This is a genomic window from Pseudomonas sp. B19(2017) (assembly GCF_002113165.1).
Taxonomy (GTDB): Bacteria; Pseudomonadota; Gammaproteobacteria; order Pseudomonadales; family Pseudomonadaceae; genus Aquipseudomonas.
The window spans coordinates 53,657-68,083 of record NZ_NEJR01000021.1 but is presented as its reverse complement, the minus strand read 5'-3'; the positions used below and the strand labels follow the sequence as shown (position 1 = coordinate 68,083).

Below are 14,427 nucleotides of genomic sequence, written 5' to 3'. Positions count from 1 at the left end.
GTGCGCCCGCCGAATCGAGCATGTCCGAGATCATTCAACTTAGCGCAGAGGTCCCGTCCGAACTGGGCGGTCAACGCCTCGACCAGGTCGCCGCCCAATTGTTCGCCGAGTACTCGCGTTCCCGGCTGACTTCGTGGATCAAAGAAGGCCGCCTGACGGTCGACGGTGCCGTGGTGCGCCCTCGAGACCTCGTCCATGGTGGCTCGCAACTTGTCCTGGAGGCCGAGCAGGAAGCCCAGGGCGAGTGGGTCGCCGAAGATATCGAGCTGGATATCGTCTACGAAGACGACCATATCATGGTGATCAACAAGCCTGCCGGGCTGGTTGTGCACCCGGCCGCCGGGCATGCCAGCGGGACTTTGCTCAATGCACTGCTGCACCACGTGCCTGACATCGTCAACGTACCACGCGCCGGTATCGTCCACCGCCTGGACAAGGACACCACCGGCCTGATGGTGGTGGCCAAGACCTTGCAGGCGCAGACCCGGCTGGTCGAGCAGATGCAGGCGCGCAAGGTCAGCCGTATCTACGAGTGCATCGTGATTGGCGTGGTCACTGCCGGCGGCAAGATCGATGCCCCGATCGGCCGCCACGGCGGCATGCGCCAGCGCATGGCGGTCACCGACGGCGGCAAGCCGGCAGTAAGCCACTACCGTGTTCTCAAGCGCTTCCGCTCGCACACCCACGTGCGGGTCAAGCTGGAAACCGGCCGTACCCACCAGATTCGCGTGCACATGGCCCACGTCGGCTTCCCGTTGGTCGGCGACCAGACCTACGGCGGGCGCTTCCGTATTCCGCCAGCAGCCAGCCCGACCATGGTCGAGGCGGTGAAAACCTTCCCGCGTCAGGCACTGCATGCCCGCTTCCTGGCATTGGCCCACCCGATTACCGGTGAAGTCATGAAGTGGGAATCGCCGCTGCCGGATGACTTCGTCTGGTTGCTGTCGCTGCTGAACCAGGACCGCGAGAGCTTTATCGGATGAGTGGCCTGACCCAGTCGCTGCTGTTCCCCGACTGGCCGGCCCCGGCCTCGGTGCGCGCCTGTGTCACCACCCGCCAGGGCGGCATCAGCCTGCCGCCCTATGAAACCTTCAACCTTGGCGACCATGTAGGGGACGACCCTGCCGCGGTGGCCGAGAACCGTCGTCGCCTGAGCGACGAATTCGCCATCCAGCCGGCCTGGCTCAAGCAAGTGCATGGGCTGGTGGTGGCGGATGCCGACCCGGCCGTGGTGGCCGAGGCCGACGCCAGCTGGACCGACCAGCCTGGCATCGCCTGCACCGTGATGACTGCCGATTGCCTGCCTGTGCTGTTCTGCGACCGGGCCGGTACCCGCGTGGCGGCAGCGCATGCTGGCTGGCGCGGGCTGGCTGGTGGTGTGCTGGAGGCTACCCTGGATCGCCTGGCACTGCCGCCCGAAGAGGTGCTGGTGTGGTTGGGGCCGGCAATTGGCCCGCAGGCGTTCGAAGTGGGGCTGGAGGTACGCGATGCCTTTACGGCGGTGCACCCGGAAGCGGCCAAGGCGTTTGTCGATGGTGCCCGGCCGGGCAAGCTGATGGCCGACATCTATGAGCTGGCACGCATTCGCCTGGCGGCGCGTGGGGTAACGGCCGTTTATGGCGGCGGCTGGTGCACGGTCAGTGACGAGCGGTTCTTCTCCTATCGCCGTACTCCGCAGGGTGGGCGGTTTGCTTCCCTGGTGTGGCTGGAGCCGCGCTAGCCTGCACGGGCCTCTTCGCGGGCACGCCCGCTCCCACAGGTAATTCACAACCTGTGGGAGCGGGCATGCCCGCGAATGCCCCACCGCCAATCCAACAGGTTGACATTGGTCAACCCCGCTACGCTTGAATCTTCCACAATCAGCCTTATCTATAAGGTCATCTCAGGCAGGTTTCTTCATAAACAGGCGCTGTCCATCGCTCCGACCTGCCCTTTAAAGGAAGGTACCCCATGCGAATAGACCGTTTGACCAGCAAGCTGCAGCTTGCAATATCCGATGCCCAATCCCTGGCCGTTGGCATGGACCACCCCGCCATCGAGCCCGTGCACCTGTTGCAGGCACTGCTCGAGCAGCAGGGTGGTTCGATCAAGCCGCTGCTGATGCAGGTTGGCTTCGACATCAACAGCCTGCGCCAGGCGCTGGTGAAAGAACTCGACCAGCTACCGAAAATCCAGAACCCCACCGGCGACGTGAACATGTCGCAGGACCTGGCGCGCCTGCTCAACCAGGCCGACCGCCTGGCCCAGCAGAAGGGCGACCAGTTCATTTCCAGCGAGCTGGTGCTGCTCGCCGCAATGGACGAGAACAGCAAGCTCGGCAAGCTGTTGTTGGGCCAGGGCGTGACCAAGAAAGCGCTGGAAAACGCCATCAACAACCTGCGCGGCGGCGCGGCCGTGAACGATGCCAACGCCGAGGAATCGCGTCAGGCGCTGGACAAGTACACCGTCGACCTGACCAAGCGTGCCGAAGAAGGCAAGCTGGACCCGGTGATCGGCCGTGACGACGAAATCCGCCGTACCGTGCAGGTGCTGCAACGCCGCACCAAGAACAACCCGGTGCTGATCGGTGAGCCTGGCGTAGGTAAAACCGCCATCGCCGAAGGCCTGGCCCAGCGCATCATCAATGGTGAAGTACCCGACGGCCTCAAGGGCAAGCGCCTGCTGGCGCTGGACATGGGCGCATTGATTGCCGGTGCCAAGTACCGCGGCGAATTCGAAGAGCGCCTGAAAGGCCTGCTGAACGAGCTGTCCAAACAGGAAGGCCAGATCATCCTGTTCATCGACGAACTGCACACCATGGTCGGCGCCGGTAAAGGCGAGGGCGCCATGGACGCCGGCAACATGCTCAAGCCGGCCCTGGCCCGTGGCGAGCTGCACTGCGTTGGCGCCACCACGCTGAACGAGTACCGCCAGTTCATCGAGAAGGACGCGGCCCTGGAGCGCCGTTTCCAGAAGGTGCTGGTGGAGGAGCCGAGCGAGGAAGACACCATCGCTATCCTGCGTGGCCTGAAAGAGCGCTATGAAGTGCACCACAAGGTGGCCATCACCGACGGCGCCATCATCGCTGCGGCCAAGCTCAGCCACCGCTACATCACCGACCGTCAGCTGCCGGACAAGGCCATCGACCTGATCGACGAAGCGGCCAGCCGCATCCGCATGGAGATCGACTCCAAGCCGGAAGTGCTCGACCGCCTCGATCGCCGCCTGATCCAGCTGAAAGTGGAATCGCAGGCGCTGAAGAAGGAAGAAGACGAAGCGGCGAAAAAACGCCTGGAGAAGCTGACCGAGGAAATCGAGCGGCTGGAGCGTGAGTACGCCGACCTGGAAGAAATCTGGGCCTCCGAAAAGGCCGAGGTGCAGGGCTCGGCGCAGATCCAGCAAAAGATCGAACAGGCCCGCCAGGAGCTGGAAGCCGCCCGTCGCAAAGGTGATCTTAGCCGCATGGCCGAGCTGCAGTACGGGGTGATCCCGGACCTGGAGCGCAGCCTGCAGATGGTCGACCAGCACGGCAAGACCGAGAACCAGTTGCTGCGCAACAAGGTTACCGAGGAAGAAATTGCCGAAGTGGTGTCGAAGTGGACCGGCATCCCGGTGGCCAAGATGCTCGAAGGCGAGCGTGAAAAGCTGCTGAAGATGGAAGCGCTGCTGCACCAGCGCGTGATCGGCCAGGGCGAAGCGGTAACCGCCGTGGCCAACGCCGTGCGCCGTTCGCGTGCCGGGCTGTCCGACCCGAACCGGCCGAGTGGTTCGTTCATGTTCCTCGGCCCGACCGGGGTGGGCAAGACCGAGCTGTGCAAGGCGCTGGCCGAGTTCCTGTTCGACACCGAAGAGGCGATGGTGCGTATCGACATGTCCGAGTTCATGGAGAAGCATTCCGTGGCTCGCCTGATCGGCGCCCCGCCAGGCTATGTAGGCTATGAAGAGGGCGGTTACCTGACCGAGGCGGTACGGCGCAAGCCCTACTCGGTGGTGCTGCTGGACGAAGTGGAGAAGGCCCACCCGGATGTGTTCAACGTGCTGCTGCAGGTGCTGGAAGACGGCCGCCTGACCGACAGCCACGGGCGCACCGTGGACTTCCGCAACACCGTGATCGTGATGACCTCCAACCTGGGCTCGGCGCAGATTCAGGAACTGGTGGGTGACCGCGAGGCACAGCGTGCGGCTGTGATGGATGCGGTGGGTTCGCACTTCCGTCCGGAATTCATTAACCGTATCGACGAAGTGGTGGTGTTCGAGCCGCTGGGCCGCGAGCAGATTGCCGGCATTACCGAAATCCAGCTGGGCCGCCTGCGCAGCCGCCTGCTGGAGCGCGAACTGTCGCTGAGCCTGAGCCCGGAGGCCTTGGACAAGCTGATTGCCGTGGGTTACGACCCGGTGTACGGCGCACGGCCGCTGAAGCGGGCGATCCAGCGCTGGATCGAAAACCCGCTGGCGCAGTTGATCCTGGCAGGCAAGTTCATGCCGGGGACGGCGATAACTGCCAAGGTGGAAGGCGACGAAATCGTCTTTGGCTGATCTGCTTCACCATGAGCCCCGCTTTTGCGGGGCTTTTTCTTGCCTGTTTTCCTGTGCTGGGCTCTTCGCGGGCATGCCCGCTCCCACAAGAATTGCGCAGATTTCGAGGGCTGCGCCGTCCCTGTGGGAGCGGGCGAGCCCGCGAAGAGGCCGGCGCGGCCCCAGCAAATCCGGGGTGTTTGGAATTTCCTGGATAACTTGCTGAAATTTTTGAAATTTTTGCTTGCATCTAAAATCGGGTGCCCCTAATATACGCCGCGTTGTCAGGCACCAAGCGAATCACCAGCAACATCGGTGGCCGCAAAACAACTTACAAATCAGTAAGTTGAATGAAAAAAAGTGGTTGACAAGCAAAACGAAGAATGTAGAATAGCCGGCCTCAGCAGCTGCAACGCGAAAGCGGATAGCCAAAGAGACCGAAGCTAACACAAGCTTCGAAGCTGTAAAGATGTACCGAAGTTCAGTTCCGCGATAGCTCAGTCGGTAGAGCAAATGACTGTTAATCATTGGGTCCCTGGTTCGAGTCCAGGTCGCGGAGCCAATCTCGGGGTGTAGCGCAGTCCGGTAGCGCGCCTGCTTTGGGAGCAGGATGTCAGGAGTTCGAATCCCCTCACCCCGACCATTTTCCGGGTCGTTAGCTCAGTTGGTAGAGCAGTTGGCTTTTAACCAATTGGTCGTAGGTTCGAATCCTACACGACCCACCATGTAAAAAGGGCATCTCAAGCGAGATGCCCTTTTTCTTTAAGTATCACGGGGTGTAGCGCAGTCCGGTAGCGCGCCTGCTTTGGGAGCAGGATGTCAGGAGTTCGAATCCCCTCACCCCGACCATTTCCGGGTCGTTAGCTCAGTTGGTAGAGCAGTTGGCTTTTAACCAATTGGTCGTAGGTTCGAATCCTACACGACCCACCATGAAAAAAAGGGCATCTCGCATGAGATGCCCTTTTTTTTTGCCTCGAAATTAAGATGCGCTCTTGGGGTCCACACAATCCTCTGTGGGAGCGGGTTCACCCGCGAATGCGTCAGCAGGTTCACCATCGCATTCGCGGGTGAACCCGCTCCCACAGGGCATGCCGGTGCCTGTCAGTGCAGCTTCAGACGCGGCTCGGTACCCCGGCCAATCTTGCTACCCAGCATCATCAACGCCGTGCGGAAGAACCCGTACAACGCCATCTGGTGCATCCGGTACAGCGACACGTAGAACATCCGCGCCAGCCAACCCTCCAGCTTCACGCTGCCCATCAGGTTACCCATCAGGTTGCCCACCGCCGAGAAGCGCGACAGCGACACCAGTGAACCGTAGTCCTTGTACTCATAGGTTGGCAGCGCCTTGTTCTCCAACCGCGCCTTCAAACTCTGCGCCAGCATCGAAGCCTGCTGGTGCGCCGCCTGGGCCCGTGGCGGCACGTTGCGGTCGCTGCCCGGTTGCGGGCAGGCGGCGCAGTCACCGAAGGCAAAGATATTGTCGTCGCGGGTGGTCTGCAGGGTAGGGCGCACCACCAGCTGGTTGATGCGGTTGGTTTCCAGGCCATCGATGTCCTTGAGGAAGCCCGGCGCACGAATACCGGCCGCCCACACCTTCAGGCTGGCCTGGATCACTTCACCGTCCTTGGTTTTCAGGCCATCCTCGGTCACTTCACTGACGGCGGCATTGGTCATCACCTTCACCCCGAGCTTTTCCAGGGTCTTGTGCACCGGCACGCTGATGCGCTCTGGCAGCGCCGGCAACACGCGCGGGCCTGCCTCGATAAGGGTGATGTGCATGTCCTTGGGCTGGATACGGTCCAGGCCATAGGCCGCCAGTTCGTGGGCCGCGTGGTGCAGCTCGGCTGCCAGTTCCACACCGGTGGCACCGGCGCCGACGATGGCCACGCTGATTTTCTCGCTGGCCACATCACCGGCATGTGCACGCAGGTAATGGTTGAGCAACTGCTGATGGAAACGCTCGGCCTGCTTGCGGGTGTCGAGGAACAGGCAGTGCTGCGCCGCGCCCAGGGTGCCGAAGTCGTTGGTGTTGGAGCCCACGGCAATGACCAGGGTGTCGTAGCCCAGGGTGCGCGCAGGCAGCAGCTCGCGGCCCTCTTCATCGAGGGTGGCGGCCAGTTGAATCTGCTTGCCTTCACGGTCCAGGCCGCTCATGCGCCCCAGCTGGAAGTTGAAGTGGTTCCACTTGGCCTGGGCCACGTAGTTCAGTTCGTCTTCCGAGGAGTTCAGCGAGCCGGCGGCCACTTCGTGCAACAGCGGCTTCCAGATGTGCGTGAGGTTGGCGTCGACCAGGGTGATCTCGGCCTGCTTGCGCTTGCCCAGGCTTTTACCCAGGCGGGTCGCCAGTTCCAGGCCGCCGGCGCCGCCGCCGACAATCACGATGCGATGAGTCATGGGGATATCTCATAAGGTTTACGGAATGCGTGGCCCCAGGGGCCGGCCGCAAACTGCACGAGGGGAGGGCGAGCGCGAAGCAGCTCATAGCACCAGTCCACTGAGCAGGCGGCTGAGGAGACCCAACCCGATGGTCACGGCCACCACCAGCACAAGGAGCAGCCACGGCCGAAAGGGCCTGCGCTCGACTTGGTGCTGGGGGGCTCGCAGATACTCATCGACACGACGCTGATCTTCCGGATTCAGGCGGCTGGTCATGGTGGGCCTCGTCAGGTAGACGTTTGTGACTGCGTAAACGCTACAGCGTTCACGCAAGCGCTTGAAGCAAATGATAAGGCTTTCTATCTCTGGCGCCGAGTGTACGCCATCGCAAACACTTGCTGCAGTGGATCAAAGACTGATGCCCACGTCGAAAACAATGCTGCGGCCCAGGTTGCCTCGCAGAAAGTCCGGTGCGTCGGGGTGGGCGAACAGCACCCGGGCAAAGGTCGGCCCCACCAGCGACAGCGAGCGCCAGCCCTGGCGCAGGTATTCGGTGGGCGGTGGGAAATGGGTGTTGAGGTCGAGCACCTCGCGCTTGAGGCTGGCGAAGGCGATGATGTCCAGCTCGTTCAGCTCCAGCCCGCGTTCCCGGTAGTTGTGCGCCTTCTTGCGCAAGGTCGGCGCCAGGCGCCCCAGCAGCTCGGTGGCACTGATGCGCCGCGGGCGTGCTTCGCGGCGTACCAGCTGCGCCAGGGAGAACGCACTGCGCCGGCGCTGCAGCTCTTCGCGCCATTCATCGTTGAGCCGGCGGCCCTCGTCGAGCACGAAAAACACCTCGAAGGCCGCGTCGCGGAACAGCACGTCTGGCGGCTCTTGCCCGGCCGGGGTGAAATCCTCGCTGCGGTAGGGGATGTTCAGCCCCTGCAACAGGCGTTGGCACACCCAACGCTCCCGCTCCCACTTGCGAGCGTTGGAGAGAAAGGCATTGGCTTGTTCGGCCTGGATAGTAAGCAGGCGCAGGTAGTCTGAGTCATCCATGGGACAAGCTTAGACGCTAATCGATGACGATAAGATGCTGTTTGTGCGCAGAAATCAGCCCAGCACCGGCCACTGCTGGACTACCCCCAGCAAATGCACCAGGCCGAAGCCCAGGCAGACCAGTGAACTGACTATGATGAAACGCCGCGAACGCCCGGTACCGGCCAGCAGCACGGGGCCCAGCAAGCCGCGGGCGAGGAACACCAGGGTGATCAGGCAGATGGCCGGCAGCAGCAGGGGCAACCGCCCGATCGCCCCGGCAGCCGACAGGGCATAGGCCGACCAGACCAGCAGCACGCAGGCGATAGCGGCCGTGATCAGCCCCGGGTACCAACGGCCCTTTTCAGCGGCTACGGCCATGCGCTCGCCAGCCCCGAACAAACGGTACCAACGCGGCCCGACGGCGATGATGGCCAGGTGAAGCACGCCGATGATGGCGTTGAGTGCCGCTGCCAGCAGCAGGGCGAGGTTGAGTCCTTCAGCCATGAACAATGCTTCCTGCATCGAGTGAGGGCGACAGCCTACCGCAGCCGAAGGGACTGGAGAATGGGTGTAGACTCGTTTTTTATCCACAAGGCAGCAAGGGGCATTTATCAGGTGATCAGCGCGCAGGTGTTGTCCGGCACCACCCTTACGCTTGGCTGGCTGGGTTATCTGCCGTTGCTGATCTGGTCGGTCAGCCGGGTGGGCTGGGTCGAGCTGTTCACTGACCGGCGCCGCCAGCATCTGCTGTTTGGCACGGTGTTCTGCCTGTTTGCGCTGTGGTTGGTGCGGCGTGATTTCGATACCGGGGTTTCGTACCACTTTATTGGCATGACGGCGGTCACGCTGCTGCTGGACTGGCCACTAGCGGTGCTGGGTGGGTTCATGGCCCAGCTTGGCTTGCTGGTGCTGGGGCGCCAGGACCTGGCAGCGCTGGGGGTGAATGGCTTGTTGCTGGTTGGCCTGCCGGTGCTGATAGCCGAGGCGTGCGCGATCGGAGTCGAGCGCGCCCAGCCGCGGAACCTGTTTGTGTATATCTTCTGTTCAGGGTTTTTCCCGGCAGCCTTGACGGTGCTGGCTTGCCTGTCGGTCGGGCTGGGGCTGTTGTGGCTGGATGGGCGCTTCGCCATGCCGGAGTGGCTCAGCGATTTTGTCGGCTACCTGTGGCTGATGATGTTCCCCGAAGCGTTCATCAACGGCACGGTGATCAGCGCGCTGGTAGTGTTTTGCCCGGAGTGGCTGGAAACCTTCAACCGCACGCGGTATCTGCAGGCGCCGTGGAAGGAGGATGAGCAGTGATTTTGGGGTGGCAATGCCGGCCCTTTCGCGGGTGAACCCGCTCCCACAGGGGCCCCCACAGCTTCGAGGCTGGTGCAGTACCTGTGGGAGCGGGCGTGCCCGCGAAGAGGCCCGCACAACCACCTTGCTATCGGCTCAATGCCGCGGCTCCAGATCCCCCGAATACAGCTCATCCTCGGACTCTTCCGCCCCCGGAATCTTGTGCTCTTCAGCCGCCCAGGCCCCCAAATCGATCAGCTTGCAACGGTCCGAACAGAACGGCCGGAACGGGCTTTTCTCGTTCCATTCCACAGGTGCGCCACAAGTCGGGCAGTCGACGGTCAATGGCTGGCTCATGGCTGGCCTCCTCGTAAAGTCAGGTAAAAGTGGTGCAGGCGGTCAATCTGCTCATGCAGCGCGGCCAGGTCGCCGTCATTGACCACCACATCATCGGCATGGCGCAGGCGCTCCTCGCGGGCCAGCTGGGCCTTGAGAATGGCCTGCACCTGCTCGGCACTGGTGTTGTCACGCGCCAGGGTACGCGCCACCTGCAGCTCCTGCGGCGCATCGATCACCAGCACCCGCTGGGTCTTCTGGTACTGGCCCGACTCGATCAGCAGCGGCGACACATACACCGCATACGGCGACTGCGCCTTGGCCAGGTAGCTGAAAATTTCCTGCCCGATCAGCGGGTGAAGCAGTTGCTCCAGCCATTTGCGCTGCGCCGGGTCGGCGAAGATCAGCTGGCGCAGGGCGGCACGATCGAGCTGGCCGTCCGCCTGCAGCACGCCGGCGCCGAAGCGCTCGACGATGCTGGCCAGGGCCGGGCGGCCAGGCTCGACCACCCAACGCGCCGCCTGGTCGGCATCGACCAGGTGCACGCCAAGCTCGACGAAACGCTCGGCAGCGGCGCTCTTGCCGCTACCAATGCCGCCGGTCAGGCCGAGAATCCAGGGGGTAAAGGCCGCAGTGGTCATCAGAATCCAAGCAGTTGTGTGTATGAAGCGTATATTTCATCACCCCAGAGCACGGCAATCCACCCCGCAATCGCCAGATAGGGCCCGAACGGGATCGCCGTCCCCATGGCATGCCGGCGCAGACGCAGCAGGCACAGCCCAGCCAGCGCCCCGACCACCGACGACAGCAGCAGGGTCAATGGCAACACCTGCCAGCCCCCCCAGGCCCCGATCAGCGCCATCAGTTTGAAGTCGCCATAGCCCATGCCTTCCTTGCCGGTGATCAGCTTGAACGCCCAGTACACCGTCCACAGGCTGAGGTACCCGGCCACCGCGCCCCACAGCGCACTGCTCAGCGGGACGTAGAGGCCGAAGGCGTTGACGATCAGCCCCAGCCACAGCATCGGCAGCACCAGCGCATCCGGCAGCAACTGGTGCTCGGCATCGATCAGGCTCAGGGCCAGCAGGCACCAGGTCAGCGGCAGTGCAAGCAAGGCCTCGGGCGACGCGCCAAAGCGCCAGGCCACCACCAGCGACAGCAGCGCGCTGGCCACCTCTACCAACGGGTAGCGCGGGCTGATGCGGGTTTTGCAGGCTGAACAACGCCCGCGCAAGGCCAGGTAGCTGATGACCGGAATGTTCTCCCACGGGCGAAGCCGATGCGCGCAGTGCGGGCAGCGTGAGGCGGGGAGCCACAGGTCGAAACGCTCGTGTGGCGTGATCGGCAATTCCAGCATCTCCTGCGCTTCACGCTGCCATTGCCGCTCCAGCATGATCGGCAGGCGGTACACCAGCACATTGAGAAAGCTGCCCACCAGCAGGCCGAGCACCGTGGCCAAGGTGAGAAAGTACGCCGGCTGCTCAGCCAGCAGAGTCCATAAAGTCATGTTCAGATCAAGCTACCCAACTGGAAGATCGGCAGGTACATCGCCACCACCAGGCCGCCCACCAGCAGGCCCAGGACCAGCACGATGGCCGGCTCCAGCAGGCTGGTCAACTGCTCCAGCGCCTGGCTGACCTGTTCCTCGTAATGGCTGGCGGCTTTTTCCAGCATCTGGTCCAGCGTGCCACTGGCTTCCCCGATCGCCGTCAGTTGTACCAGCAGCGGCGGAAACAGCGGCTCGGCGGCCATCGCCTGGTGCAGCCCCTGCCCATTGGCCATGCCCTGGCGCAGCCGCAACACCGCCTGCTCATGCAGGTCGCCGCCACTGACCCTGGCCACCGTGCCCAGCGCATCCAGCAACGGCACCCCGGCGGAGTAGGACGTTGCCAGGCTACGCGCGAACCGCGCCAGCGCCGCCTGCCCCAGCAGCCTGCCGAACACCGGCAACCCCAGCACCCGGCGAGCTATCCACAGGCGCGCTGGCGCGTGCTGCCGGTGGAGCTGGCGCATGGCAAAACCCAGTACCACACCCATCACCAGCAACAGCGGTGCAAAGCGGCTCAGCCCTGTGGACAAGTCGATCACCCATTGGGTAAAAGCCGGCAACGCCACGCCCATGCCAGAGAACATGCTCTCGAATTTCGGAATTACCTCCAGCAACAAGATCGCCGACACCCCCAGCCCCGTCAGCAACAGCATCAGCGGGTAGATCATCGCCTTGCGCACCTTCTTGTGCAGCACCCGGCGCTGCTCCAGCATGCCCGCCAGCTGTTCCAGCTGCCGGTCGAGCGTGCCGGACTGCTCACCCACCCGCACCAGGTTGCAGTACAGCGCATCGAACCACCCCGGATGGCGCTGCAACGCATCCGCCAGCCCCAGGCCCGAGGCCACATCCTGTTTCAATCTATCCAGCAATGCCGCGTGCGCCGCATCACAGCCACTGCGCCCCATCACCTCGAACGCCTGCAGCAGCGGCACCCCGGCCTTGAGCAAGGTCGCCAGCTGCCGGCTGAACCCCGCCGGGTCGGCCTTTGCCCGCCGTTTCGGCAAACTGAAGCCAAGCCCGCCGGCAGGCCGCAAGCTGGCGACCTTGATGCCCTGGCGGATCAGCCCGGCGCGCACATAAGCCGGGCTGCGCCCGGGCGTTTGGCCACTGACCGGCGTGCCATTGGCGTCGGTGCCGTGCCAGGTGTAGAGGAGTGTGGATTGGGTCATGCAAAGGTCCTTTTCCTGCCCGTGCGACAAGCCTGGAAACAGCTTGCCGCGTCCATGCAAGGGCGCGCGTCCGTGATGCTCACTAGAGTAGTTCAGCGAAGACGACGCCCCAGCGGGCAGGGGTGACAAAAGGTGTCTGTTCAGGCCTACTGCGCCGCTGCCAGCCGGGGTCGAGCCTGACCTCAACGAGTACGCGTATCAAAAAGGAAACCGTTCATGAAAGGGCAACGCGGTATCACCCTGATCGAACTGATGATCGTCGTTGCGATCATTGGCATTCTGGCGACCATCGCCTTACCGATGTACACCAACCACCAGTCACGCTCCAAGGCCGCGGCCGGGTTGCTGGAGATCAGCGCGCTGAAGACGGCGATGGACCTGCGGTTGAATGACGGCAAGGATGTGGCGGATGTGGCCGCGTTGGGTGGCCAGCCGGCGACGGCGCATTGCGCGATCACGGCTAGTGGCAAGGCGGCGGATGGCAACGGGAGCATTGTTTGCACGCTGGTGGATGCGCCGGCTACTGTGCTGGGCAAGGCACTGACCCTGACGCGTTCGGCTAGTGGGTGGGCGTGTACTACCGACATTGAAGAAGACCTGGCGCCGAAGGGGTGCAAGGCGCCTTGAGGGTAGGGCAATAAGTCAGAGGAAACAGGGGTTTGCGTAACGGGTGCGAGCAGTGGTACGTTGCGCTACACGCCGGTGTAGCTCAGTCGGTAGAGCAGCGCACTCGTAACGCGAAGGTCGCAGGTTCGATTCCTGTCTCCGGCACCAGATTATGTTGGCACGATGCAGGTTTTCCTGGTTTCGGCCCCTCCAGAAATGCCCGCCTTGTGCGGGCATTTTTGTTTCTGCCTCACTGTGCTTTTGGCAGCTCAGGCTACTTCAGCCCCCCCGCTTCGCCTGAGTGCATGGTCCGGGGCTTTTCACTTCCGATTGCACAGGTTTCAAGATAATGGGTGCCTGGCATTTGGCTTTCGCCCAGTGTTTGCGGGGTGTTTGGCGAATTTTTTTAAGATAGTGCTTTCACCGGTTAGAGATATTTTTCAGATGGCCAAGCTTTCCATCACTATCTCCAGCTGTTGACCCCGCCTGGTCATCACATAGCCAGCAGGCGAATCGCATATCATGTGGGAGCGGGTTCACACGCGAACCGGCGCAGCCGGTGCTATCACCGAGATGCCTACTTCCCTTGGAGGTTGGCTTGGGCCCACTGTTCGGCGGTCGTGACTTGAATCGCTTGCCGCTCATTGAAGGTCCCAGCTTTCGGCCAGGCCACGCCTCGGCCCTGGGCAAATACAGCGCGATACTTCTTGATGTGATGAGTCGGGTCTTTTTCCAGCTCTTCCATCAGATACGGGACCGTCCATTCGTTACGTTTGAAAGGTCGTCCAAGGACACGTTCGAGCAGCCCGGCAACCTCATCGTAAGTAACAGTGTCGCCGGAGAGGTACACGATTTCGTTGCGGAAGCGGGGCTCGAAGAAAACGATTTCTGCTGTCAGCGCCCCGATGTCGTCTGGTGTGGTAAGGGTGACGCTGTTCTCAAGGCCGCCCAGCGCGTTCACGGTGTCATTTTCGAAGTCCACCACCTCAAAAATAGGCTCGAACATAAAGCTGGTGAACATGCCAGTCGAGATGATTACCCATTCTGTCTTGTCTTGAGCACGCAGCAGCTCGCGGACGTCAAGCTGGGCATCAAAGAGGTCCTGCGGGCTTCCGCGTCCGATCACCTCAAAATCCACGCCGAACTGCCAAGGGAAGTAGCGCTTAACGCCGGACTTGAGGGCCGCCCTGGCCAGCTTCATCGGAGTTTCTCGGCCTGCAACCATTCCTGCGCAGCCAATGACGGTGTCGAATTGGGCGAACACCTCTGCAAGCTGGTCGATGGAGTCGTTCACCAGATCGGCTGCGACCATGTGAATGCCGAGGCTACGAAGCTCATCGATTTCAGTTTTTTTTGCAGGCTCCTGTGTATTGATGGTGGATTTGCGGAGCAGCACGCTGACCTTTGAGCCAGGGGCTCGTTTTGCAACCTGGGCAAGGTTGCGAAGGACTGGCAGGCCAAGTTCACCTGCGCCCAAAACGAGGATCGATTGAGGGGTAGGCTGGGTGGGATGAGTCATGATTTGTCCTGAATAGAGTTGCTTGTAAGATGGACAAATGCTTGCACGACTATGCAGCGTTCGTAAGAAGGCACACG

The 14,427-nt window shown here is 62.4% G+C and carries 14 protein-coding genes and 6 tRNA genes; 11 read left to right on the top strand and 9 right to left on the bottom strand.

Annotated features, from left to right (window positions below; all coding sequences use genetic code 11):
* Positions 1-20 precede the first annotated feature (20 nt).
* From rluD to CAF70_RS22935, 8 genes are all read left to right on the top strand, one after another.
* Complete coding sequence (gene rluD, locus CAF70_RS22970; protein WP_085626778.1) at positions 21-983, top strand: 23S rRNA pseudouridine(1911/1915/1917) synthase RluD; 963 nt, start codon at positions 21-23, stop codon at positions 981-983.
* Entirely contained in the window at positions 980-1,720 is a 741-nt protein-coding gene (pgeF, locus tag CAF70_RS22965) for a peptidoglycan editing factor PgeF (RefSeq protein WP_085626731.1), read from the top strand. Before rluD ends, pgeF begins: the two co-directional genes overlap by 4 nt.
* Before the next feature lie 230 nt (positions 1,721-1,950).
* On the top strand, positions 1,951-4,515 hold the full coding sequence (gene clpB, locus CAF70_RS22960; protein ID WP_085626729.1) for an ATP-dependent chaperone ClpB: 2,565 nt from the start codon (positions 1,951-1,953) through the stop codon (positions 4,513-4,515).
* 465 nt (positions 4,516-4,980) lie between these two features.
* Positions 4,981-5,056: transfer RNA gene (locus CAF70_RS22955), tRNA-Asn, on the top strand.
* Positions 5,057-5,060: 4 nt separating this feature from the next.
* Positions 5,061-5,137: transfer RNA gene (locus tag CAF70_RS22950), tRNA-Pro, on the top strand.
* Positions 5,138-5,143: 6 nt separating this feature from the next.
* A tRNA-Lys gene (locus CAF70_RS22945) sits at positions 5,144-5,219 on the top strand.
* A 47-nt stretch (positions 5,220-5,266) separates the two neighbouring features.
* Positions 5,267-5,343: transfer RNA gene (locus tag CAF70_RS22940), tRNA-Pro, on the top strand.
* A 5-nt stretch (positions 5,344-5,348) separates the two neighbouring features.
* Positions 5,349-5,424: transfer RNA gene (locus tag CAF70_RS22935), tRNA-Lys, on the top strand.
* 171 nt (positions 5,425-5,595) lie between these two features.
* Here CAF70_RS22935 and CAF70_RS22930 read toward each other — a convergent pair.
* The 4 genes from CAF70_RS22930 to CAF70_RS22915 all read right to left on the bottom strand — a co-directional run bounded on the left by CAF70_RS22930 (position 5,596) and on the right by CAF70_RS22915 (position 8,397).
* Positions 5,596-6,891, bottom strand: a complete 1,296-nt coding sequence (locus CAF70_RS22930) for an NAD(P)/FAD-dependent oxidoreductase (protein ID WP_085626727.1) — start codon at positions 6,889-6,891, stop codon at positions 5,596-5,598.
* Positions 6,892-6,975: 84 nt separating this feature from the next.
* Positions 6,976-7,149 (bottom strand): DUF3094 family protein, encoded by a 174-nt coding sequence (locus CAF70_RS22925; RefSeq protein WP_085626724.1) that lies wholly within the window; start codon positions 7,147-7,149, stop codon positions 6,976-6,978.
* 132 nt (positions 7,150-7,281) lie between these two features.
* Positions 7,282-7,911, bottom strand: coding sequence for a DUF1780 domain-containing protein (locus tag CAF70_RS22920; protein ID WP_013970766.1), 630 nt, complete (start codon positions 7,909-7,911; stop codon positions 7,282-7,284).
* Between the two features lie 54 nt (positions 7,912-7,965).
* Complete coding sequence (locus CAF70_RS22915; protein ID WP_085626722.1) at positions 7,966-8,397, bottom strand: hypothetical protein; 432 nt, start codon at positions 8,395-8,397, stop codon at positions 7,966-7,968.
* Between the two features lie 60 nt (positions 8,398-8,457).
* Here CAF70_RS22915 and CAF70_RS22910 point away from each other — a divergent pair, with 60 nt between their 5' ends.
* Positions 8,458-9,192, top strand: a complete 735-nt coding sequence (locus CAF70_RS22910) for an energy-coupling factor ABC transporter permease (protein ID WP_085626720.1) — start codon at positions 8,458-8,460, stop codon at positions 9,190-9,192.
* A gap of 135 nt (positions 9,193-9,327) precedes the next feature.
* Here the strand turns inward: CAF70_RS22910 and yacG are convergent, their stop codons facing one another.
* Genes yacG through CAF70_RS22890 form a run of 4 tightly spaced genes read right to left on the bottom strand, consistent with a single transcriptional unit; the run spans position 9,328 to position 12,225 of the window.
* Positions 9,328-9,528: a DNA gyrase inhibitor YacG gene (gene yacG / locus CAF70_RS22905; protein WP_003260624.1), complete on the bottom strand. Its 201-nt coding sequence runs from the start codon at positions 9,526-9,528 to the stop codon at positions 9,328-9,330.
* Positions 9,525-10,148 (bottom strand): dephospho-CoA kinase, encoded by a 624-nt coding sequence (coaE, locus tag CAF70_RS22900; RefSeq protein WP_085626718.1) that lies wholly within the window; start codon positions 10,146-10,148, stop codon positions 9,525-9,527. The genes yacG and coaE overlap by 4 nt, the downstream gene beginning before the upstream one ends.
* Positions 10,148-11,014 carry an A24 family peptidase gene (locus CAF70_RS22895; RefSeq protein WP_085626716.1) on the bottom strand — a complete coding sequence of 289 codons (867 nt, stop codon included), beginning with the start codon at positions 11,012-11,014 and terminating at the stop codon, positions 10,148-10,150. The genes coaE and CAF70_RS22895 overlap by 1 nt, the downstream gene beginning before the upstream one ends.
* 2 nt (positions 11,015-11,016) lie before the next feature.
* Positions 11,017-12,225 carry a type II secretion system F family protein gene (locus CAF70_RS22890; RefSeq protein ID WP_085626714.1) on the bottom strand — a complete coding sequence of 403 codons (1,209 nt, stop codon included), beginning with the start codon at positions 12,223-12,225 and terminating at the stop codon, positions 11,017-11,019.
* A 216-nt stretch (positions 12,226-12,441) separates the two neighbouring features.
* Here CAF70_RS22890 and CAF70_RS22885 point away from each other — a divergent pair, with 216 nt between their 5' ends.
* Both CAF70_RS22885 and CAF70_RS22880 read left to right on the top strand, forming a co-directional pair.
* On the top strand, positions 12,442-12,852 hold the full coding sequence (locus tag CAF70_RS22885) for a pilin (RefSeq protein WP_085626712.1): 411 nt from the start codon (positions 12,442-12,444) through the stop codon (positions 12,850-12,852).
* A gap of 71 nt (positions 12,853-12,923) precedes the next feature.
* A tRNA-Thr gene (locus CAF70_RS22880) sits at positions 12,924-12,999 on the top strand.
* Between the two features lie 409 nt (positions 13,000-13,408).
* Here the strand turns inward: CAF70_RS22880 and CAF70_RS22875 are convergent.
* Complete coding sequence (locus CAF70_RS22875; protein WP_085626710.1) at positions 13,409-14,350, bottom strand: aromatic alcohol reductase; 942 nt, start codon at positions 14,348-14,350, stop codon at positions 13,409-13,411.
* Positions 14,351-14,427: the final 77 nt, after the last annotated feature.